Below are 21,019 nucleotides of genomic sequence, written 5' to 3'. Positions count from 1 at the left end.
ATGCATCTTATAATAGAAGTTTCTTGCTTAAAACGTTGACGTTTTTATTGATTTTGTTCAGTTTTCAATGTTCAATTAAATGGAGCGGGTGATGGGAATCGAACCCACGACATCAGCTTGGAAGGCTGAGGTTTTACCATTAAACTACACCCGCAGATAAAGACCTGATTCATTAAAATGAAATGGTCGGGAAGACAGGATTCGAACCTGCGACCCCTTGGTCCCAAACCAAGTGCTCTACCAAGCTGAGCTACTTCCCGCAATAATTTTATTAAAAGATAATGGTGCGCCCGAGAGGACTCGAACCTCTAACCGCTTGATTCGTAGTCAAGTACTCTATCCAATTGAGCTACGGGCGCTTATTATTGGTGCGGCCGAGAGGACTTGAACCTCCACGGGGTTGCCCCCACTAGGCCCTCAACCTAGCGCGTCTGCCATTCCGCCACGACCGCTCTTTAGCGTTCCGTGCACCAATTTTTCATTTACCAACAAGATCAAATTATACATGAATCAACTTTATGTGTCAATTCTTTTTTTTGCACCTTTTTAGAAAATGATGAGCCATGAAGGATTCGAACCTTCGACCCTCTGATTAAAAGTCAGATGCTCTACCAACTGAGCTAATGGCTCGAAAATGGCTGGGCTAGCTGGATTCGAACCAGCGCGTGACGGAGTCAAAGTCCGTTGCCTTACCGCTTGGCTATAGCCCATTATTTTTTTGAAAATGGCGGTCCGGACGGGACTCGAACCCGCGACCTCCTGCGTGACAGGCAGGCATTCTAACCAACTGAACTACCGGACCATAAAAATGGCATAAAGAAGGGAAACCGGTGAAGCCGGCTTCCCGACGATGACCCCTACGGGATTCGAACCCGTGTTACCGCCGTGAAAGGGCGGTGTCTTAACCGCTTGACCAAGGGGCCAAAATAAAAAATAAATCTGGCGGAGAAGGAGGGATTTGAACCCTCGCGCCGGTTACCCGACCTACACCCTTAGCAGGGGCGCCTCTTCAGCCTCTTGAGTACTTCCCCAGATGGCTCCGCAGGCAAGACTCGAACTTGCGACCGATCGGTTAACAGCCGATTGCTCTACCACTGAGCTACTGCGGAATAATGAATGTTATTTGATCGACAATTAACATTATAAATGAATTGCTTATTCACAGTCAACATTTTTTTTAATTATTTTTTCTTTGAGTTTGCTTATAAAAAAAAGCTGCTCAATTAAAATATCAATTAAGGCAGCAATTGTCAATATGATTATTCATTGATTTCTTTTAATATTCCCTTGCAGACTCCACATACGTATTTTGTCGTGTTGATCCGACGGTGTCTTTCATACCTTATCCCGCATGCTGAGCAGCTGTAACAGATGACGATTCCCCTCTTGACTGTTTGTGTTAAGCCGGGGAGCGGGCGGCAATGACGAGGGGACCCCGTTTTTTTCAGTAATGCTTTAAAATCTTGATCGCTGTGCCTGTACCCTTTTCCTTGTAAATGCAGGTGATAATGGCATAACTCATGTTTTAAAATACCGATAAGTTCTTCTTCCCCATATGCTTCAATGTATTTTTCATTCACTTCGATGTGATGAGACTGCAGCATATAGCGGCCTCCTGTAGTACGAAGCCGCTTATTTACATACACTTTGTGCAGAAAAGGCCGTTCAAAAAATCGCAGAGATAAATCTTCTGTAAGTTTTTGAATCGTTTTATCGGTGAATGTCATTTTAATTCGTCTTTAACCATCGTCAATGAAATTCTCCCTTTACCTGCTTCCACAGAATCAACCCAGACAGTGACAATATCACCAACGGATACGACATCAAATGGATTTTTCACGAAGCCTTTTTTCAGTTTTGAAATATGAACGAGCCCATCCTGCTTGACGCCTATATCTACAAATGCGCCAAAATCGGTAACGTTCCGGACGGTTCCTTCAAGCTCCATCCCCTTTTGCAAATCTTCCATTTTGAGTACATCTGTCTTCAAAAGCGGTGCCGGCATTTCATCACGCGGATCACGCCCTGGCTTTTGAAGGGAATCAATAATATCCTTCAGTGTCAGCTCGCCGATATTGAGCTCTTCAGCCATTTGTTTGACATCAATAGTTTGAAGTGATTGAGCCAGTTCTGCGGAGCCGATATTCGTTGTTTTAAATCCAAGCGACTTTAATAAAGCTCCTACTTCCTTATAATGTTCCGGGTGGATCGGTGTGCGGTCGAGCGGTTCTTCACCATCGGTAATACGAAGAAAACCGATGCATTGTTCGAACGTTTTTCCCCCGAGGCGTGGAACTTTTTTAATAACAGACCGTTTTGAAAATTTCCCATTTTCTTCCCGGAACTGGACAATATTTTTCGCAACGGTTTTGTTTAAACCGGCTACATGTTCAAGAAGTGACGGCGATGCGGTATTCACATCTACACCCACCCGGTTTACTGCTGTTTCCACAACAAACGCAAGAGAACCGGATAGTTTTTTTTGAGACACATCATGCTGGTACTGACCGACACCAATGGATTGCGGATCGATCTTCACAAGCTCCGCCAGCGGATCTTGAATACGGCGGCCGATCGACACGGCGCTTCTTTCTTCTACTTGAAGATGTGGAAATTCTTCCCGGGCGATGTCGGATGCAGAATACACACTTGCCCCCGCCTCATTCACAATGATATACGAGGTTTCTTTAGCCAGTTCCGGCAGCATCTCGACAACAAATTGTTCCGTTTCCCGTGAGGCGGTTCCATTTCCAATAACCACAATATCAGCTTCAAACTCATTAGCGATCTGTTTGAATAGCAATTTTGCTTCTTTTCGTTTTCCTTCACCGACATGTGGGTACATGACTTTAATCGCCAATACTTTCCCTGTTTCATCGACGACAGCCATTTTACAGCCGGTCCGGTAAGCAGGGTCGACAGCCAACACTACTTTCCCTTTCAGCGGTGGCTGAAGCAGCAAGTTCTTTAAGTTTTCGGAGAAAATATGAATGGCCCGCTCTTCTGCTTTTTCTGTTAGCTCGTTGCGTACTTCCCGCTCTACTGAGGGGCGAATAAGCCGCTTATATGCATCTCGTGCAGCGTCTAGAATAATCGGTGCCGCTGTACTTTGCTCATTTCGAATAAACTTCTTTGTCAAATAACGGATCACCCGCTCTTCGTCAAACACGACAGCCACTTTCAAAACGCCTTCGCTTTCTCCACGGTTGACTGCCAGCGTACGGTGAGGCGCAATTTTGTTCACAGGCTCTTCATAATCGTAATACATTTTAAAGACTTCTTTTTCATCATCGCCTTTTAAGTCTGTTTTTATTTTCCCGTATTTCGTCATATCCAGACGAATACGCTGGCGGACTGCAGCATCATCAGCAATCGTTTCAGCAATAATGTCTGACGCACCCTGGATGGCTTCCTCCAAGTTTGTTACTTGGTCATTCATATAGCGGCGCGATTCTTGCTCAATATCCGCTGATTTTGGACATAACAACAGCCATTTTGCCAATGGCTCAAGCCCTTTTTCTTTTGCCACCGACGCTTTTGTCCGCTTTTTTTGTTTAAATGGGCGATACAAATCTTCTACAGCCTGCAGTGTTGCCGCTGCTTTAATGGCTGAGTCCAGCTCAGATGTCATTTTTTCCTGGTCAGTAATCGAACGGATGACTTCTTCTTTGCGCTGCTCCACGTTTTTCCGATATGTATACCGCTCTAAAATTGCGCGAATTTCAACTTCATCCAAGGAGCCGGTCATTTCTTTCCGATACCGGGCGATAAATGGGATTGTGTTCCCTTCTTCTGTCAATTGAAGAACGGCCTGTACTTGTTTTACGTTAATATTTGTATCCGCTGCCGTTGCTTTGATCATTTGTTCATCCATGTGCATGCCTCCGCTTCTCTCTTTCGAATACATGTATTGTAACAAAAAAAGAAAAAACCCGCTGATTCACAGCAAGTTTCCGACCAAAAATGTTGCATCATCATTTGATTTTAAAGCAACTGTGTCTAACTCAGCTGCAATCTGTTCCGGGTTCCGGTAGCGCATAAGCTCTTTTGTGTTGAGCAGGTTGATTCCATCCGAGTGAACAAGAAATTTGCTTCCTGACTCATACGTAAAGCGCTCCATTCTATAGCGCTGCGGCCGTCCGGATAAATAGCCTGTGACGGGCAACGGATAGGTAAGCTTTCCATCTGGTCCATACAAATAAAAGCGGATGTTCCCGACGCATGTATATTCAAACTTGCGTGTTTCAAAATCAATTTTGAACAGTGTGACGGCTGCTCCCCGCTTTTGAAACATCGCTTTGTTAATTAAATCCATCATTCCTTCAACCGTTTCCGCCTGCCACTCCTGCTCGACAATTTCTGCCGCTGCATGTGATGATTCATAAGCGTAACGGCCGCTTCCGAGGCCATCAGCAAGTAAACAAACGAATGAATTTTCGTCCTGTGCGAAATAGTATGTATCTCCACAAAAAGAATTTCCATCTTTTGAATGCGTGCCTGCGATTAGTTCTAACTGCGCATTCTTTGCCTTTTCCATTAAGAAAAGTGCTCCGTTGAGTACGCCTCTGCGTGAATCGCTTCTTTCAATTTTTTAATTGCTCTTCTTTGCAGCCTTGAGACATGCATTTGCGAAATGCCAAGCTTGTCTCCTGCCTCTTTTTGACTTAAATTTTCAAGATACGTAAATTGAATAATTTGTTTTTCACGGTCAGATAAAACATGCAGCACTTTTTCAAGCACGAGACGCTGGTCGACGCGCTCATATCCTTCTTCCCGATTGCCGACAATATCTAAAAGTGTCACGGTGCTTCCGTCTGAATCTGCTTCAATTGAATGGTCCACAGACAATGCTTGATAGCTTTTGCCCATTTCCATCGCTTCGAGCACTTCTTCTTCGGAAATATCGAGATATTGAGCGATTTCATTTACACGTGGCGACCGCTGGAGCGATGTTGTTAATTCTTCATTCGCTGATTTAATTTTCGGCCCGAGTTCTTTAATACGCCTTGGCACATGCACACTCCACGTTTTATCCCGGAGAAACCGTTTGATCTCGCCGACAATGGTTGGAATCGCAAAAGCTTCGAAGCTTTTACCGAAGGAATCATCGTACCGGCGAATCGCACCTAAAAGTCCCATCATGCCTACTTGCACAATGTCTTCGTGATGAGAACGTCCTTTGGAGTACTTGCGGGCAATCGATTCAACTAACCCATGATAGTGTTTAACGAGCCTGTCCTGCGCGTCCCGATCACCGCTTTTCTGAAAGGCTTTAATCCATTCGATCGCTTGAAGCTTTGCCTCCTGATTAGGTCGAGATGGTTTCTGCATCCCTCTCCACCTGCTCTCCTTCGAGATACTTTGTCATAAACAGAGTGATCCCTTCATTCTGATGCACTTTTACTTCGTCCATAAGCGTTTCAATCAAATAAAGGCCCAGCCCTCCTTCACGAAGGAATTCAACCGAATTTTCTTTGTAGGGACCTAGTGCCTCTTTCGTTTCTTGAAAGTCAAAACTATTCCCGTTATCTGATACAACGACCTCAAGATGATCCTCATGAAGGCTGAAGCCAATCAGCACTTCTCCATCTTCTCCTTTATAGGCATGCTGAACTGCATTTGTGATCGCTTCACTCGTTGCGATTTTCAAGTCTTCAATCGTATCATAAGAAAAACCCATTCGGCTTGCAATGCCGGATAATGTCAGCCGTGTAATACCAACAAATTCAGGTTTGGCCGGGATTTTCATTTCGATGTAATCAGCATATTTCATTCTTACACGCCACCTTCTGATCCAGAGTTAATGTTCATGATGTCTGCGAGGCCCGTAATATCAAAGAGACGTTTTAAACGATCAGATAATCCGACCAGTTTCAGTGTACCGTTATTTGCATTTAAGCTTTTAAAAAGCCCGACGAAAACGCCGAGACCTGTGCTATCCATATATGACACACCAGACAGATCGATTACAATGTCAGCCCCTTGTTTCTCAGTGTAGGGAAACGCCGTTTCACGCAATTTAGGCGCTGTATAGGCATCAATTTCACCAGCAAGCTTGATCGTCGTCTGTTGTTCCTGTTCTTGTACGTCAATCGAAATGTTCATTCAATTTAAACCACCTTTAACATATTAATCGCTTCATACATCCAATATCCTACTTCTACCCGCTACCTATAACGGTTAAACCCGGTTAAGAGGTTCTTTTTAAAATAATAAGGGTAAAATCATCACGCAGCTGGAAGTCCTGTAAATATTCCAGCTCCTTATACACTTTATCCGCAATATCTTGGGCGCCAAGATGTATGTATTTCTTAATGTACCCAATGAGCGTATCTATTTCCAAAAAGCCCTCTTCTGTCCGGCATTCTGTTACACCATCTGACATAAGCAAAATAACGTCGCCCACTTCTACTTTCTGTTCATATTCTCTATACTTTGCTTTTTTATCTACGCCAAGCAGCAGCCCTTTTGCCTGCATTTCATCAAAAACGCCTGTTTCAGCATGATAAAAAAAGCCTGGTTCATGGCCAGCTGATGAATAAAAAAACATATGCGTTTCTGGATTGTAAAGCCCGCTGAACATCGTAATAAACATTGTCGGATCAACGTTTTGTTCAACAACGCGATTTAAGCGTTCCAATACGTCGCCTGGTGCCTGGCTATCGTCAGGCATACTATCCATTGAGTATTTAATCATCGACATGCAAAGAGCAGCCGGGATTCCTTTGCCGATGATATCTGCAATGGCAACGCTGATGGCTCCATTTTCATGCGACACGAAGTGATAATAATCACCACTCATCTGCTTAGCCGGCACACTGATTGCTCCAATATCCATCGAAGGAATACGAGGAATCTGTGTGCCGAGAAGTGTCTGCTGCATGCTGGCAGCCACTTCAATTTCATTAATAAGCTCGCGCTGGATCATCCGCAGGCTTTGATGTTCGCGGTATGCAAGGCCATAACTCATCATCACTTCGAGCAAAATATCCAGCGACAAAAGAAGCGATTCCGGCAGCTCTGGTTCAAGCTCCATAATCGATGTTTTATGCAGGCTGATCATTTCTTCCGGCGATATTTTGAACTCAATTGACTTGCGGCTGAATTTCTGGCTCATGTATAGAGACTGTTCAGTTTGATCATTAATATACGTTTTTAATATTTCTTTATACTCATCGAGCATCGTGTCTCTGAAATTCATTCTTCTCCTCCTACCGGAGCCACTTCATCGACTTAATAAGGGTTCCTTCACCTGGTGTGGATTCAATCGAAAATTCATCCATCAGCCTTTTGACGCCGGGAAGCCCTGCTCCAAGTCCACCAGAAGTTGAGAAACCATCTTCCATGACTTTTCGAAGATCCGGAATGCCCGGTCCCTCATCACAGGAAACAATAGTCAATCCTTTTTTTGCTCCATTCTCTACTTTTTCTATCGTAATTTCCCCCTGACCCGCGTATAAATAAATATTACGGGCTAGTTCGCTGATCGCAGTCGTGATACGCGCTTGGTCCACTGTTCCAAACCCAAGCTCTTTCGCCACATTTCGGCCAAGCTGTCTCGCCGCTACGATGTCCCATTCATTTATAATTTTCACACTAGAGTCCATCTTGTCAGTCCCCCAGTTCCCGTTGAAGTTTCTCCAAACCTTTTTCAAGATCCAGTGCGGTCATCACTTCCTCCAGACGGATACCAAGTTCAATCAATGTAATCGCGACAGCAGGCTGAATACCGGTAATCACCACTTTAGCCCCCATCAACTTGGACATGCTGATTACATCGCCTAATACTTTTGCAATGAAGGAATCGATGAAATCAATGGACGTAAAATCAATGACAACCCCTCTTGCGCTTGTTTCGTGAATTTTATGAAGAAGGTCTTCTTGAAATTGCAGCGCCGTTTGGTCATCAAGCTCCCATTGAATTGAAATAAGCAAACAATCATGCAGTTTTAAAATCGGAATTCGCATATTCATTCTTGTACCCCCACAATTTGTCTTGACGTCGCCGCAAGTGCTTGTTCTACGCCTTTTTTCATCGTACTTGTTGTCGTTACATCTTCAAGGTTAATGCCTAGGTTCACAATCGTTTGAGCAATTTCAGGACGAATACCGACAATCGTACATTTCGCGCCGACAAGACGAACCGCTTCTGCCGCCTGAATAATATGATGGGCGACCATTGTGTCGACAACCGGAACACCCGTGATATCGATCAATACAACCTCCGCCCGGTGGCTCACAACACCTTCAAGTAAGTTTTCCATAATTTGCCTTGCCCGCTCTGTATCAATCGTACCGACAAGAGGCATAACAGAAATTTTATCAAAAACAGGAATAAGCGGTGCAGATAATTCCTGAAGAGCGATTTTTTGAAGAGAAACAGTTCGTTCCCATGAAGTCGTATAAGCTTCTGTAATCGTTTTATACATTGGAAATACCCAGTTATTAATTTCTGCCGTAAAATCAATGTAGCTGTGCTGGTCGATTGCACCCGAACGCTGCATACCTTGCTCAACAATTTGTCCAAAGACGCGAAGCCCCTCCGTAATCATCGTCAGCGGCCAGCCAAGACGGACAATCTTCTCTGAAAAATCGACAGCACGCTTTTGGAATTTTTCTTCCGAATCTGAAAAGTTGGACATGACAAGCTGGATAAACTCTGAGCTTGTTTTTGTAAACATCTGGTCAGACATGGCCTGAAAAGCACGCTCATCCGCTTCCGTGCGCATTAATTCAATCCATTCAATTAATATTTCATCGCTATGAGACTGTACATATTGAAAAATTTTTTTGCGCATTCAATTCTCTCCAATCATCATCCCGCTCCACATCTGCGGTTTTCGTCAAAAACATTCATTATTTTCATTATAAAGGTTATTCGGGTAATAAAAAAGCCGTATCACCTGCCGGCCGTGAAAAATTACGGTTTAAAAGAAAAGGCACCTGCCGTTTATACGGAGGTGCCTTCATTAAAATTGTATAAGGCCTAAACTAATTTGCAAAGCCTCGTCTACTTTCTCCATCATTCCTTCGTCGAGCTGCGTTATCTTATCTGTCAGCCGCTGCTTGTCGATTGTTCGGATCTGTTCAAGCAAAATGACGGAGTCTCTTTCAAACCCATACCGCTCTGCATTAATTTCCACATGCGTCGGCAGTTTGGCTTTTTGGATCTGAGCTGTAATGGCTGCGACGATAATAGTGGGACTGAACCGATTCCCGATGTCGTTTTGAACGACAAGAACAGGCCGGACGCCGCCTTGTTCGGAGCCGACAACAGGGGACAGGTCTGCAAAATATACGTCACCACGTTTTACGATCACACGGTTTATCCTCCACTTACTAAACGTTCGACTGTGTTTCCTGCCTCAAATTCAGCTTGCATCGCTTCTGATGCAATGGCAAGGTTAATCTTAGCCATTTCCATGTAGCCCCGTCGCATCGATTCTTGAATATGGCGCTTTTTCCGCTCGCGCAAATACATTTTCGTTGCGCGGTAAATGAATTCACTGCGGCTGATTTCTTCCTGCTCCGCAAAACAGTCGAGTTCATTCACAAACTGCTTTGGCAAGTTTACTAACACATCTGTCATCGTACCGGATTCAGACAAGAACTACACCTCCACCAATCACTGCACACATCTCTTTGTTTATTACTGTCTTACTTATCATACCATTCACCCGAATTGTTTGGAAGGGCATTTTTAAAAAATGTTATACAATAGGACATTTGATCCTGATAGCCTTTATAACAGTGAATTGACAATAGAAACTATTTTTCCTTCTTGGATATACACTCTTGGTACGCGTGACGTGATCACACACGGAATTTCGTAATTAATGGTTTCTCTTTTTTTTGCAATTTCCTCCATTGTAATTTCTTGATTTTGCTGCCGTCCAATGAGTGTTGCCAATGTGCCCGGTTTATATTCTTTTGGAAGACGGACCATACATTGATCCATGCATATTCGCCCAACAATCGGTACCCGCCTGCCGTCAATTAATACGTCCTGTCCGCCGAGTTTGCGAATCCATCCGTCCGCATACCCTATCGGAAGCGTGCCAATCCATTCGTGTCCTGACGCTTCATATGTTGCGCCATAGCTCACTTTTTCACCAGGCTCAAGTTTTTTCACCTGTACCAGCTTCGACTTCAGTGAAAATGCCGGCTTCAACCCAAACGGCAATAGCGGTGTAATATCAGTCGACGGCGTTAAGCCGTACATGGAAATACCAAGACGGACTGCGTTACAGCCTGAGCCTTTAAAGCGAAGTGTTGCCGCACTATTTGAACAGTGAATAAATGGCGGCTTTACTAAAAGCGAATCGATCAGCTGTCGAAATTGCGCCAGCTGTTTTTCCATGTAACCCGTTTCCCGTTCGTCTGCTGTGGCAAAATGAGTGAAGATTCCTTCAAAAACAAATGCCGCTGATTGATCAATCTGGCGAACGACATACTGGAGCTCTTCTTTCGTTTTAAGACCGATGCGGCCCATTCCCGTATCGCATTTTATATGTATATTCAGCAGCTGATCTTCCTTTACACACGCCTTTGTCAGCCAGTCTTCATCGTGAACGGTGACGGAAATCTGCTTCGTTGCTGCCAAGTGGGCATCTTCTGGACGGATCGCCCCTAAAACGAGAATAGGGGCGTCGATGCCTGATGCTCTCAGTTTTATTGCTTCATCTAAAAAAGCAACTGCTAATCCTTTTGCTCCTGACTTAAGCGCCGCTCGGGCAACCTGCAAATCCCCATGCCCATATGCATTCGCTTTCACAACCGCAAATAAAAACACGGACGGATCAAGATGTTCCATTGTTTTTTCCACGTTCCATTTTATTGCATCAAGATTAATTTCCGCCCATGTGTCGCGGTAAAACTTCATCGATGTCACTTCCTAATTTTTTATCGTCGTAACTTAGCCCGCACGATGCGGGTCATAAAGGCGTTGCCGCAGGACGCTGCGTTCTTAGCCTTTGATCTTATTGTAAACAAAAAAAAAGCAGCGGTAAACTGTAGCCGCTGCACTTTATTTAATCGCTTCCGGAGTCATAGATGCCGCTATTTGTTCCATCTCACCTTGCGTCAACTGATCAGATGCCAACATAAATTCTACGCCGTTATACATCCAATGGAGCGAGCCATCTGCCGCTTCTCCGGCCGCAAACCCCATGTCTGATAAGTCCCCTGATGCCTGAACAATTCCTTCTTCACTGGACGAGGCAGGTTGCTCAATGACTGTGAACGGCTTATCGCCCTCATACGTCAGTACAATCCGGTTGTCTATACGGGATTCATCCGCCAATTCAGCCCCACCGGCAGCTGTTGGATAATGAACTGTGAACTCTGAAGGTGCCTCACCTGCTGTTTCTTTAGCAGCGGCTTTTTTTTCGCTGAAATCATCTTTTGCGAACGTCGGATTCAAATCCATCTTTTTGAAAACGACGGAAATAACGACTTTTTGCTGTTTATCCATCACTTTGACATAAGCGGGTGTTAACTCTTTTTTATGAAATGATATTTGCTGACGAGGAAGCATTTGACTGTTCGTGTATCTTGTTTTCACGTCAAACACATAATACTTGTCCGTTTCTTTAAATACCGCTTCACCATCCGCTTGAATATCAGCGGCAAGTGATTCAAACAAATACGACTGGCTGCTGTTTTCCGGCCAGTTGTTTTCATACTTAAAGCTTTTGCCAAGCGAGGGTGTCATCACATAAATCCCAGATTTGTTTTTGACAATCGTCTGGCTGTGCTTATTTGTCACAGATGAAAGGTGGACGCGGTAATTCGTGTGGCGCTGATTCCAAATGTCCACATTATAACTTTGCTTTTCTTTTCCTGCCTGCACTTCCAAGATGGCTTTTGCTTTATAGCCGGCGGCGTTTTTCGCTTTTTCTGAAATATCATCGATAATTTCTTCTTTCGACGGCGTCCCGCACGCAGACAATAAAAACACAACTAACAGCAATCCGAACCATTTTTTCATGTCCGAACCCCCTCCTCATAAGCACTATATGAGGAGGCCTGTACAATTATGATTCAATGACAACAACCGCCGCTGCATAGTCCCGGCTGTGGGTAATCGTAACATGCACACCTTCTGAATAGGGCCGGATCAAAATAGGTTTCCCTTTTCCATCAGAGCTTACTTCAATATCTTGAAAAGACAAGTTCTCACCGATACCTGTCCCTTCTGCTTTTGAAAAAGCTTCTTTAACCGCGAATCTCCCTGCTGCGTATTCCCAGCGGCGCGTACCGGTTTTTTCATGAAAAAGGCGCATTTCTTCAGACGTCAGCACCCGCTCTAAAAATTTCGGCTGCCGTTCAATCAGTTTTTGAATTCGGTCGATTTCTACAATGTCCATGCCAATGCCTTTAATCATGTCGGTCGTCCTTTCTAAAAAAAAGCCGTTCCGGATTTCCGGAACGGCTTTTTTTGTTTAATTAATTAGAAGATGAGTATTTACGACGTCCGCCGTTTGACCCGTTTGATCCGCCTTTGCGGTCACGGTTGCCATAAGAAGAGCGTCCGCCGCCGCCCTGACGTCCGCTGCCGCTTGGCTTGCGAGAGCCGCCGCCTGAGCTTTTGCTGCGGAATTTATCACGTCGCTGTGGAAGAGACGCTTCATTTGTAATATGAACAGGAGTGCGATCCGGCTCTTTTGTGATCAGCTTCAATGCTGCTGCCACAAGATCTTCCGGATTGTATTGATCCAGCATATCTTTTGCAAATGCACGATATTCCGCCCATTCGTTTTTCGCAATCGCTTCTGCAAGATCTGTTACAGCCGCTTGCTGTAAACCACTGAGTGCATCATCCCATGATGGAGCTTCCATTGGTTTCATGCTTTTTTTCGTTGTACGTTCCACTTCACGAAGATAGCTCATTTCGCGTGGATCAACCAGCGTAATGGCCATACCTTCTTTACCAGCACGACCTGTACGGCCGATACGGTGAACATAGCTTTCTGGATCTTGCGGAATGTCATAGTTATAAACATGTGTAACGCCAGAAATATCAAGACCGCGCGCTGCTACGTCTGTTGCCACTAACACATCAATTTTCCCTGATTTAAAACGGTTTAAAACGGTTAAACGCTTTGCTTGAGTTAAATCACCATGAATACCTTCTGCCTGATAGCCACGCAGACTAAGCGCATTGGCCAATTCATCAACACGGCGCTTTGTCCGGCCAAAGATAATGGCAAGCTCAGGTGAATGAGAATCCATAAGACGTGCAAGCGTATCAAATTTTTCACGTTGTGGTACTTTTACGTAATATTGATCAATATTTGAAACCGTCATTTCTTTTGTTTTCACACGGATTACTTCTGGATCTTTCATGAAACGTTCCGCAATCGCACGGATTGGACCCGGCATTGTTGCCGAGAACAGAAGCGTTTGACGCTCTGGCGGCACATTTGAAAGAATGGATTCGATGTCTTGAATGAAGCCCATGTTCAACATTTCATCCGCTTCATCAAGAACGAGCGTTTGGATATTTTCCAGTTTCAATGTACGGCGGTTAATATGGTCTAGAATACGTCCCGGTGTTCCAACAATAATATGCGGGCGTTGTTTCAACGCGCGAATTTGGCGTTGAATGTCCTGTCCGCCATAAACAGCCAGCACGCGGGCACGTTTGCCACTGCCAATTTTGTAAAGTTCTTCTGAAACCTGGATTGCAAGCTCACGTGTCGGTGCAATAATCAGCCCTTGAATAGCTTCATTTTTCGTGTCGATTTTTTCCACCATCGGAATACCAAATGCAGTCGTTTTACCCGTTCCTGTTTGTGCCTGTCCGATGATGTCTTTTCCTGCTAAGCCTAAAGGAATCGTTTCAGACTGAATTGGCGTCGCCTCTTCAAACCCCATTTTGTCGATTGCTTTGAGCGTTTCTTCACTTAAATTTAAATCTTTAAATTTTGTCAATAGTTTCTTCTCCTTCTATGTTAAACTAGCCATCCGCACAAAAAAATACCCTTCTACATTCATGCGAAGAGCAACATGTCTTTTTTATCTTATCATTTCACGTCCGAATTTTCAATGCGCATTTGTATAACTTTACGTTATTCGGAAAGAAAAGTAAAGACATTCTTGAAAAGCTCTTCTGTGTTCCCTGTATGGCAAATTAAATGCTTCGCTTCCGGTGAATAATATAAGTGGCGTTCCGCTGATGAAAGACGCCGGTAAATGTATGATGCGCTTTTTACTGGAACGATGCCGTCTGCTGTTCCCTGAGCGATAAACACGGGTACATTTATTTTTTTTAATGCGGGTCGGGCAAGCCCAACCACTTTTTGAAATTGCCTTGCTGCGCCAGGCGGGGTCATCAACAGTTTTTCCCGGTACCTTAAAAACAATTCGTTTTCATGCAGCTTTTTCTCACGTAAATCCTGCATCATTACTTTTACATCTTCTTTTACCTGAACGGGATTAATGTACTTGGCTGCTGCACTCAGCATGACAAGTTTTCGAACTGGATGGCGGGCTGTTAAATAAGCAGCAATGAGTCCGCCCATTGAAAACCCGATAATATAAACCGTTTCACATTCATCAAGCAGTTGAAGTAGAGCCGCCTCTGCACAGTCGAGCCATTCCGTACAGGCCACTTTTTTCAATGACAGCGTTTCGCCATGCCCAGGCAAAACAGGCACGGCGATTTTCCAGTCCGTATGGTCACGTAAATAATCTGCAAGCGGCTGCACTTCATACGGTGAACCCGTGAAGCCATGAATGCAAAGGCACCCGATCATGATTATCCACCGCCTTTTTTAATGAGAGAGGCTTTCAACGACTTCTTCGAGCTTCATGCCTCTCGATGCTTTTACAAGAATAAGCTCGCCGCCTTCTAAAATATTTTCAAGCGATTGAATAAGCTCCTCTTTATCTTGAAATGAAAAGACACGCTCCGTCCCAAATGCACCTTTTGCACCAGAGGCAATAAAGTGGCCAAGCGCTCCGTACGTAAACACATAATCGATTTTGTCTGGATTGATAGACTGGCCTGTCTGATAATGAAATAACTCTTCATCCAGACCCAATTCCAGCATATCGCCGAGCACAACAATTTTCTTGGACAGCGATGGTAAATCAGACACAAGCGAGACCGCCGCTTTCACAGACGTCGGACTGGCATTGTAGGCATCATTAATAATCTTTATGCCATTTTTGCCTTCTACCCATTCCATGCGCATTTTGGTCAGCTCGACTTTTCTCAGTCCTTCTGCAGCTGATTCATATGACATGTCAAATAAAGAAGCTGCTGAAATTGCTGCAAGAGCGTTCGTTACGTTATGCTGACCAAGAACCGGCAATTCAAATTGCACCTCTGGTGATTGATTCACCGTAAATACGCTGCCATTTTCCCTTTGCTCGACCGATACCGGATAAATATCGTTTGTTTCACCCAGACCAAATGTTTTTGTTTGGAACGGAACGTCTTCATCAATTTTTTCTGCCAGCAGCGGCTCATCGCCTAAATAAAGAAGCGTTCCTCCTTCAGACAATCCAGCCGTTATTTCCATTTTCGCATCCGCAATCGCTTCACGGGAACCTAAATCTTGCAGATGTGATTCTCCAATGTTGGTAATAATCGCTGCGTCTGGTGAAGCAAGCTTTGACAGCAGTTCGATTTCTCCTCTGCCGCTCATGCCCATTTCTAAAATTGCTATTTCCGTATCCGCATGCAGGGAAAGCATCGTCAGCGGAAGACCAATATGGTTATTGAAGTTACCTTCGGTTTTTTGCACGCGGTACTTCCCGGCAAAAACCGAAGCGGCCATGTCCTTCACCGTCGTTTTCCCATTACTTCCCGTAACGCCAACCACTTTGACCTCCAATGAATCCCTGTATGACTTTGACAGCTGCTGTAAAGCCAACAGTGTATCTTCTACGATCAGTACTGGCAGATCGTCCGGCGCACCTGGCATGTCTTTTTGCCAAAGCGCCGCACCAGCACCGCTTTCAATCGCTTGCCGGACATACTGATGTCCATCTGTGTTTTCCCCGGCGAAGGGGACAAACAGACGCCCCCCCTCCACGCTGCGTGAATCAATTGAGACGCCTTCAACGAGGCGGTCATGCCATTGTGTCACGTCATTTTCGATATTGATCATACTCGCTACCTGCTCAATTGTTTTCCGAATCATGAGCGCCCACCTTTAAACCGTATATTTAATCGATTGTTTTTCTGAATGTCGTTCAATACCGAGTTCGACCATTTTTTCAATCAGTTTTGGATACTCGGTTCCCGCTTCTTTCCAAAGAAGCGGGAACATGCTAAATGGTGTAAAACCAGGCATTGTGTTCACTTCATTAATAAGAAAATCACCGTTTTCTGTTAAGAAAAAGTCCGCACGTACGAGGCCGGAGCAGTCGAGTGATTGATAGGCACGAATGGCCAGTTCTTTCATTTCCTTTTGCTGCACTTCGGTAATATCCGCCGGAATAATCAAAGCAGTATCGCCGTCTTCGTATTTTGCTTTGTAATCATAAAAATCTTTTTTCGGCACGATTTCCCCAATTACCGAGCATTCGGGCTCATCATTTCCCAGTATGCCGACTTCAATTTCACGTGCAGTCACACCTTCTTCGATAATGACTTTCCGATCAAACTGAAACGCTTCTTCTATAGCTGTCATAAGCTGATCAGTGTTTTGGCACTTGCTAATCCCAACGCTTGAACCGAGATTGGCTGGTTTTACAAAGCATGGCCAGCCAATTTCCTGTTCAATTCGGCTGCATGCTTCTTCTTTATTTTGTTCCCATTTTGCCCAGGTCATATGTGTATAGCCCACTTGTTTAAGACCGGCCTGCGCGAACACACTTTTCATGATGATTTTGTCCATTCCTGCGGAAGAAGCAAGCACACCGTTTCCTACGTACGGTACATTTAACACTTCAAGAAGCCCTTGCACAGTCCCATCTTCACCGTTTGGTCCATGCAACAATGGAAAAACGATGTCATATTTATTTTGCGCAAGCATCGACAATACATGCTCTGTTCCACCATTTCCAGTAAGCTTAAGTTCTTCCACGGTTTCAGCCGGTGCTTCAAGTTTTCCCCCTTCTGTCCACGTGCCGTCTATTGAAATATAAACAGGATATACGTCAAATTTATTTAAATTAATCGCTGCGGTTACAGCTTTAGCTGTTTGTAATGATACGTTATGTTCTGCTGATTTTCCTCCGTAGAGCAATCCGAGTTTTGTTTTCATATTCATCCTCCAAAAAAGTCAGTCGCTTTTATTCTACCATGCTTTCTTTTAATAAGCAGAATCTTTCCATCCGACTTCATGCTCAATTTATTTATATGTAAACCTCTTCAGAATAATAACAATATTCCGCCTGTCTGTTTTCCTCTTAGCTTTTCTTAAACGAAAAAAAACAGCCCTTGTGTAAAGCGAAACGGATTCTCTCATTGAGAATCCGTTTTTTGTGAGAAAAAAAGTAAATGTTTCTAATTTTGTCCAGCTCAAGGCGACCAGTCCCTCGGTCATAAGCCGTCACAGCTGTGTGGCAAAAGCGCCACTTCGCTGGTCCGTCTTACGCCTGCCGGGCCTGAACGGCCGCCTTGCGCTTTCTTACGAGAAGATGCTCCATTCATGTGTTTTTTTATCAAAAACAAGCCGGGCATCCGGCGGCGTCCGAAAACTTTCCATATAGTCGTCGAATACATCATCCATGCTAATGTGATCACCGACAATCCACATCGGCACTTCCACTTTAAAGCGGCTTTGTTCCGTTTTTGACAACGAAATGACAATTCCTTCTTTCATGCTGCCGCTGAGCCTTGCCATCATCTCCGGTGGAATCAGCGGAAAAGCAGACCCTTTTTTCAAAGCAAAAAACGACCGTTCGCTTCGAAATAATCCAAGCTTCAATGAAATAAGCTTGCCAAGTACACCGTAAAAATCTGGAATGTGCCGGTAGTACGTTTTATTAAACCATTCATCATCATGAGACAAATACGCATAACGATTATTCAGCTTACTATAAAAAGGGCGGCGCAAATGTTCTTTGCTATGAGCTAAGTAAAGAAGTTCTGCAATTTCCTGTCCTTCCATTTCATTTAGTCCATCTGAATCTTCAAAGTCGACCCAGCAAAAATCACCGTATTCGCCAACGTCTTCTTTTAATAATCGAGGAAATTCTTCTGATTCAATGTAATCAAAGCGGGTATGCATATTAAAGTCGCTGCCCTCAAATTTATGTTTCAATAAAAGCAAATGAGACGGCGTTTCCGGAAGAGATCTCATAAACTCCTGGAATTCAATTCCGTATGAGATAACGTATTGATTAATCGGGTGCAAATGTATATAAATGAGTTCTTTCATGTTTCCGGGACTTTTCAATTACATAACCTCCACATCGTGACAAAATACATAGCTGAAATCATCTTTTTTTGCTATACTGTTATTTTATCAAAATTCGTTCGTTTGCGTATGTAAATTTATGATGAATTTCACATAAACTGTGACACTTTTTAAATGATTTCGTTTTATACTTAAGAAGCAGCCCAAATTTCATTTTAAAGGAGGGGATGACTGTGATCTCAAATTTGGCCGAAGACCAGCTGACCCTGCTTGTCATCAAGCATTTAAAAGAAGGAAAAAAAACGGATTTGCAACAATTGGTTGATGAACTTCACCCGTATGATATGGCGGCGATTTATCGGAACCTGCCGGAAAAGCATCAAACGCGGTTTTTGCTCCATTTAACGATTCCGGTTTTGACCGATATGATTCAAGAGCTTGACAGTGACGAGCAAATGACTGTTCTGAAAAAAGTCGGGAAAGAACGTTCCCGCAAAGTGCTCGATGATATGGACAATGATGATTTGGCGTCCCTCCTCGATGATATGTCGCCGGAAAACATTAAGCAATTTTTATCCGGCATGAAAAAAGAAGAATCGACGATTATCGAAAACATGATGAGCTATCCGCCAGAAACGGCCGGTCGGATTATGACGAATCGGTTCGTTTGGATCAAGCATTCCTACACAGTACGGGAAGCGGTTGAAAAGCTGAAGTCATTTGCAGAGTTTGCAGAAACGATCAATTATTTATATGTGATTGATGATACAAAAAAGCTCGTTGGGGTTGTGTCTTACCGGGACATGCTTCTGGCGGACACGCATGAGAAAATTGCTGATATTATGTACGGCCGTGTCATTTCAGTTGATGTGTACACCGATCAGGAAGAGATTGCCCGTCTCATTGAACGATATGACTTTCTCGCGATCCCCGTCGTTAATGATACAAGCGTCTTAATCGGGATTGTCACATTCGATGACATTATCGACGTTGTCATTCAAGAAGCGAACGAAGATATTGAAAAATTATCCGCTTCCGGTAAATCGATTGATTTTGATACGAAAGCGAGTGTCGCAGCTTTCAGACGGCTTCCTTGGCTCGTTTTACTGTTATTTATCGGGCTTGTATCCGGCAGCATCATTTCTGGTTTTGAAGATACGCTTCATCAAGTAGTAGCACTCACATATTTTATGCCAATGATTTCCGGTATGACAGGAAACACCGGTACACAGTCACTGGCCGTTGTTGTACGCGGACTTGCATCACGTGACATCGATATGCGGACTGTGCTGGCGCTTATTGGGCGTGAGTTCGGCGTCGGACTCATTATCGGGGCGGTTTGTGGAATCCTTATCTTTTTTATTGCTTTTTTCTGGCAAGGCAGTGCTGTTCTTGGATTTGTAGTCGGAGCGTCTCTTTTGCTGACGCTTATTATCGGAACACTTGCTGGCACCATTATTCCGCTCGTTTTATATAAATTGAATATCGATCCTGCGGTCGCATCCGGTCCGCTTATTACGACCATCAATGATATTTTTTCATTGATTACGTATTTTACAATCGCGTCTTGGTTTTTAACACAGCTTTTGTAAAAATTCAGTTGTTTGACCGAATTATCTGTCTTTATTATAATAAACTTACTTAAAAGAACGATGGAAAGAAGGTGATCAAATGGGACATTGACGGTAACCACTTCATTATATACTGCCGGTTTTTCATCATTGATCATCATATTTAATAGGAGGTGACTTCTTCTTTCGCATTAGCGGGAGAAGAAATCTGATTGGACATATGGATTGGGCTTATAGCTGTTATCCTTTTGGCGTTGTCATTTACAGCCATTCGTAATGTAAAACGGAAAGAATCAAATGAAACAGGAGAACCTCCCTCGACAGGGCGTTCCTCCGCTCTTCTCGCTGAATTAAGCGGTATAGAGCATGAAAACCATTTGTCGCTGCTTCATAACCGGGCGGCAACGGAAGTAATGGTGCCCCGGACAGAAATGATTTATTTCGATAAAGAAGACACAGTCCGGGATTGTGTCAGCTTGTTCCGGGAAACAAAGTATACTCGTTACCCCGTTGCAGATGGAGACAAAGACCGGATTATCGGCTTCGTGAATTTTAAAGAAGTGATTGCCGAGTATGTCTCGGACCCAGTGGTCGGCTCGAAAAGCATTAAGCATTTCGTCCGGCCGGTGACCCGGGTGATTGATTCGACGCCTGTGCATGAACTGCTTGCCAAAATGCAGGCAGAACGCACACAGATGGTCATGCTGATCAATGAGTACGGCGGTACAGCCGGCATTGTTACAGCAGAAGATATCGTCGAATTAATTGTCGGTGAATTGTACGATGAATTCGATGTCGCCGAACCACCCGTTATTCAGCAAATTGGTGATTTTCACTATATCGCCAGCAGCAAGATGCCGGTTGCTGAAACCGCCCTCTTGCTCAGCATCGATATGAATGACGAGGATGTTGATACGCTTGGCGGCTGGATTTTAACGGAGAATTATGATATTCAGCCTGGCGAATCAATCGAGCACAATGGATTCCTGTTTACCGTTTTACAAATGGAAGACCACCAAATCCGTCATGTTGAAATTCAACGTATGCCGGATCAGGAAACAGTACAATCTGAAGCAGGCACTGCACCTGTTGTGATTGCAGAACCATACAATGCCTGACGAAAAACCC

General features: G+C 44.1%; 22 protein-coding genes and 10 tRNA genes. 2 read left to right on the top strand and 30 right to left on the bottom strand.

Annotated features, from left to right (window positions below; genetic code table 11):
• Positions 1-80 precede the first annotated feature (80 nt).
• The 30 genes from NLX67_RS16930 to NLX67_RS16785 all read right to left on the bottom strand — a co-directional run bounded on the left by NLX67_RS16930 (position 81) and on the right by NLX67_RS16785 (position 18,359).
• A tRNA-Gly gene (locus tag NLX67_RS16930) sits at positions 81-154 on the bottom strand.
• A 29-nt stretch (positions 155-183) separates the two neighbouring features.
• A tRNA-Pro gene (locus tag NLX67_RS16925) sits at positions 184-260 on the bottom strand.
• Between the two features lie 22 nt (positions 261-282).
• Positions 283-359, bottom strand: a tRNA-Arg gene (locus tag NLX67_RS16920).
• A 7-nt stretch (positions 360-366) separates the two neighbouring features.
• Positions 367-452, bottom strand: a tRNA-Leu gene (locus tag NLX67_RS16915).
• 105 nt (positions 453-557) lie between these two features.
• A tRNA-Lys gene (locus NLX67_RS16910) sits at positions 558-630 on the bottom strand.
• Between the two features lie 5 nt (positions 631-635).
• Positions 636-710: transfer RNA gene (locus tag NLX67_RS16905), tRNA-Gln, on the bottom strand.
• Positions 711-725: 15 nt separating this feature from the next.
• Positions 726-802: transfer RNA gene (locus NLX67_RS16900), tRNA-Asp, on the bottom strand.
• A 49-nt stretch (positions 803-851) separates the two neighbouring features.
• Positions 852-923: transfer RNA gene (locus tag NLX67_RS16895), tRNA-Glu, on the bottom strand.
• A gap of 17 nt (positions 924-940) precedes the next feature.
• Positions 941-1,031, bottom strand: a tRNA-Ser gene (locus NLX67_RS16890).
• Positions 1,032-1,034: 3 nt separating this feature from the next.
• Positions 1,035-1,109, bottom strand: a tRNA-Asn gene (locus NLX67_RS16885).
• Positions 1,110-1,259: 150 nt separating this feature from the next.
• Entirely contained in the window at positions 1,260-1,727 is a 468-nt protein-coding gene (locus NLX67_RS16880; RefSeq protein WP_254312665.1) for a SprT family protein, read from the bottom strand.
• Positions 1,724-3,880 carry a Tex family protein gene (locus NLX67_RS16875; protein WP_254312668.1) on the bottom strand — a complete coding sequence of 719 codons (2,157 nt, stop codon included), beginning with the start codon at positions 3,878-3,880 and terminating at the stop codon, positions 1,724-1,726. The genes NLX67_RS16880 and NLX67_RS16875 overlap by 4 nt, the downstream gene beginning before the upstream one ends.
• Positions 3,881-3,940: 60 nt before the next feature.
• Complete coding sequence (locus NLX67_RS16870) at positions 3,941-4,537, bottom strand: PP2C family serine/threonine-protein phosphatase (RefSeq protein WP_254312664.1); 597 nt, start codon at positions 4,535-4,537, stop codon at positions 3,941-3,943.
• Entirely contained in the window at positions 4,537-5,331 is a 795-nt protein-coding gene (gene sigB / locus NLX67_RS16865; RefSeq protein WP_254312663.1) for an RNA polymerase sigma factor SigB, read from the bottom strand. Before sigB ends, NLX67_RS16870 begins: the two co-directional genes overlap by 1 nt.
• Positions 5,309-5,773 (bottom strand): anti-sigma B factor RsbW, encoded by a 465-nt coding sequence (gene rsbW / locus NLX67_RS16860; protein WP_046179987.1) that lies wholly within the window; start codon positions 5,771-5,773, stop codon positions 5,309-5,311. The genes sigB and rsbW overlap by 23 nt, the downstream gene beginning before the upstream one ends.
• 2 nt (positions 5,774-5,775) lie before the next feature.
• Positions 5,776-6,105 (bottom strand): anti-sigma factor antagonist, encoded by a 330-nt coding sequence (locus NLX67_RS16855; RefSeq protein ID WP_046179986.1) that lies wholly within the window; start codon positions 6,103-6,105, stop codon positions 5,776-5,778.
• Between the two features lie 85 nt (positions 6,106-6,190).
• Complete coding sequence (locus NLX67_RS16850) at positions 6,191-7,201, bottom strand: SpoIIE family protein phosphatase (RefSeq protein WP_254312662.1); 1,011 nt, start codon at positions 7,199-7,201, stop codon at positions 6,191-6,193.
• A 10-nt stretch (positions 7,202-7,211) separates the two neighbouring features.
• Positions 7,212-7,607 (bottom strand): anti-sigma regulatory factor, encoded by a 396-nt coding sequence (locus NLX67_RS16845; RefSeq protein ID WP_254312661.1) that lies wholly within the window; start codon positions 7,605-7,607, stop codon positions 7,212-7,214.
• Positions 7,608-7,611: 4 nt separating this feature from the next.
• Complete coding sequence (locus NLX67_RS16840; RefSeq protein ID WP_172645569.1) at positions 7,612-7,974, bottom strand: STAS domain-containing protein; 363 nt, start codon at positions 7,972-7,974, stop codon at positions 7,612-7,614.
• Positions 7,971-8,798 (bottom strand): STAS domain-containing protein, encoded by an 828-nt coding sequence (locus NLX67_RS16835; protein ID WP_254312660.1) that lies wholly within the window; start codon positions 8,796-8,798, stop codon positions 7,971-7,973. Before NLX67_RS16835 ends, NLX67_RS16840 begins: the two co-directional genes overlap by 4 nt.
• Positions 8,799-8,969: 171 nt before the next feature.
• The gene (locus NLX67_RS16830) at positions 8,970-9,320 is read right to left on the bottom strand and encodes a type II toxin-antitoxin system PemK/MazF family toxin (protein ID WP_046179982.1); all 351 of its coding nucleotides are present in this window, start codon (positions 9,318-9,320) and stop codon (positions 8,970-8,972) included.
• A 5-nt stretch (positions 9,321-9,325) separates the two neighbouring features.
• Positions 9,326-9,607, bottom strand: a complete 282-nt coding sequence (locus NLX67_RS16825) for a CopG family ribbon-helix-helix protein (protein WP_046179981.1) — start codon at positions 9,605-9,607, stop codon at positions 9,326-9,328.
• 135 nt (positions 9,608-9,742) lie between these two features.
• Entirely contained in the window at positions 9,743-10,882 is a 1,140-nt protein-coding gene (gene alr / locus NLX67_RS16820) for an alanine racemase (protein ID WP_254312659.1), read from the bottom strand.
• A 144-nt stretch (positions 10,883-11,026) separates the two neighbouring features.
• Positions 11,027-11,989, bottom strand: coding sequence for a LolA family protein (locus NLX67_RS16815; RefSeq protein ID WP_254312658.1), 963 nt, complete (start codon positions 11,987-11,989; stop codon positions 11,027-11,029).
• 46 nt (positions 11,990-12,035) lie between these two features.
• Positions 12,036-12,386 (bottom strand): holo-ACP synthase, encoded by a 351-nt coding sequence (acpS, locus tag NLX67_RS16810; protein WP_046179978.1) that lies wholly within the window; start codon positions 12,384-12,386, stop codon positions 12,036-12,038.
• 61 nt (positions 12,387-12,447) lie between these two features.
• Positions 12,448-13,935: a degradosome RNA helicase CshA gene (cshA, locus tag NLX67_RS16805; RefSeq protein WP_254312657.1), complete on the bottom strand. Its 1,488-nt coding sequence runs from the start codon at positions 13,933-13,935 to the stop codon at positions 12,448-12,450.
• A gap of 137 nt (positions 13,936-14,072) precedes the next feature.
• Complete coding sequence (locus tag NLX67_RS16800) at positions 14,073-14,759, bottom strand: alpha/beta hydrolase (RefSeq protein WP_254312656.1); 687 nt, start codon at positions 14,757-14,759, stop codon at positions 14,073-14,075.
• An 18-nt stretch (positions 14,760-14,777) separates the two neighbouring features.
• Positions 14,778-16,154, bottom strand: coding sequence for a UDP-N-acetylmuramoyl-tripeptide--D-alanyl-D-alanine ligase (locus tag NLX67_RS16795; RefSeq protein WP_254312655.1), 1,377 nt, complete (start codon positions 16,152-16,154; stop codon positions 14,778-14,780).
• A 12-nt stretch (positions 16,155-16,166) separates the two neighbouring features.
• Positions 16,167-17,222, bottom strand: a complete 1,056-nt coding sequence (locus NLX67_RS16790) for a D-alanine--D-alanine ligase (RefSeq protein ID WP_254312654.1) — start codon at positions 17,220-17,222, stop codon at positions 16,167-16,169.
• A 366-nt stretch (positions 17,223-17,588) separates the two neighbouring features.
• Entirely contained in the window at positions 17,589-18,359 is a 771-nt protein-coding gene (locus NLX67_RS16785; protein ID WP_254312653.1) for a hypothetical protein, read from the bottom strand.
• Positions 18,360-18,553: 194 nt separating this feature from the next.
• Between NLX67_RS16785 and mgtE the strand changes: the two genes are divergently transcribed.
• Together mgtE and NLX67_RS16775 are read left to right on the top strand one after the other, a co-directional pair.
• On the top strand, positions 18,554-19,912 hold the full coding sequence (mgtE, locus tag NLX67_RS16780) for a magnesium transporter (protein WP_254312652.1): 1,359 nt from the start codon (positions 18,554-18,556) through the stop codon (positions 19,910-19,912).
• Between the two features lie 191 nt (positions 19,913-20,103).
• Positions 20,104-21,009: a hemolysin family protein gene (locus NLX67_RS16775; RefSeq protein WP_254312651.1), complete on the top strand. Its 906-nt coding sequence runs from the start codon at positions 20,104-20,106 to the stop codon at positions 21,007-21,009.
• Positions 21,010-21,019 lie beyond the last annotated feature (10 nt).

The sequence above is a fragment of the Domibacillus sp. A3M-37 genome (assembly GCF_024213455.1).
GTDB classification, from domain to species: domain Bacteria; phylum Bacillota; class Bacilli; order Bacillales; family Domibacillaceae; genus Domibacillus; species Domibacillus tundrae.
The sequence above is the reverse complement of the archived record's forward strand: the minus strand, read 5'-3'. Positions and strand labels throughout refer to the sequence as shown.

What these genes read in the sequence shown, in the direction of transcription:
- NLX67_RS16880 (WP_254312665.1), bottom strand. Translation starts at nt 1,727, where the DNA reads ATGACATTCACCGATAAAACGATTCAAAAACTTACAGAAGATTTATCT.
- NLX67_RS16875 (WP_254312668.1), bottom strand. Translation starts at nt 3,880, where the DNA reads ATGCACATGGATGAACAAATGATCAAAGCAACGGCAGCGGATACAAAT.
- NLX67_RS16870 (WP_254312664.1), bottom strand. Translation starts at nt 4,537, where the DNA reads ATGGAAAAGGCAAAGAATGCGCAGTTAGAACTAATCGCAGGCACGCAT.
- sigB (WP_254312663.1), bottom strand. Translation starts at nt 5,331, where the DNA reads ATGCAGAAACCATCTCGACCTAATCAGGAGGCAAAGCTTCAAGCGATC.
- rsbW (WP_046179987.1), bottom strand. Translation starts at nt 5,773, where the DNA reads ATGAAATATGCTGATTACATCGAAATGAAAATCCCGGCCAAACCTGAA.
- NLX67_RS16855 (WP_046179986.1), bottom strand. Translation starts at nt 6,105, where the DNA reads ATGAACATTTCGATTGACGTACAAGAACAGGAACAACAGACGACGATC.
- NLX67_RS16850 (WP_254312662.1), bottom strand. Translation starts at nt 7,201, where the DNA reads ATGAATTTCAGAGACACGATGCTCGATGAGTATAAAGAAATATTAAAA.
- NLX67_RS16845 (WP_254312661.1), bottom strand. Translation starts at nt 7,607, where the DNA reads ATGGACTCTAGTGTGAAAATTATAAATGAATGGGACATCGTAGCGGCG.
- NLX67_RS16840 (WP_172645569.1), bottom strand. Translation starts at nt 7,974, where the DNA reads ATGAATATGCGAATTCCGATTTTAAAACTGCATGATTGTTTGCTTATT.
- NLX67_RS16835 (WP_254312660.1), bottom strand. Translation starts at nt 8,798, where the DNA reads ATGCGCAAAAAAATTTTTCAATATGTACAGTCTCATAGCGATGAAATA.
- alr (WP_254312659.1), bottom strand. Translation starts at nt 10,882, where the DNA reads ATGAAGTTTTACCGCGACACATGGGCGGAAATTAATCTTGATGCAATA.
- NLX67_RS16815 (WP_254312658.1), bottom strand. Translation starts at nt 11,989, where the DNA reads ATGAAAAAATGGTTCGGATTGCTGTTAGTTGTGTTTTTATTGTCTGCG.
- acpS (WP_046179978.1), bottom strand. Translation starts at nt 12,386, where the DNA reads ATGATTAAAGGCATTGGCATGGACATTGTAGAAATCGACCGAATTCAA.
- NLX67_RS16800 (WP_254312656.1), bottom strand. Translation starts at nt 14,759, where the DNA reads ATGATCGGGTGCCTTTGCATTCATGGCTTCACGGGTTCACCGTATGAA.
- NLX67_RS16795 (WP_254312655.1), bottom strand. Translation starts at nt 16,154, where the DNA reads ATGATTCGGAAAACAATTGAGCAGGTAGCGAGTATGATCAATATCGAA.
- NLX67_RS16790 (WP_254312654.1), bottom strand. Translation starts at nt 17,222, where the DNA reads ATGAAAACAAAACTCGGATTGCTCTACGGAGGAAAATCAGCAGAACAT.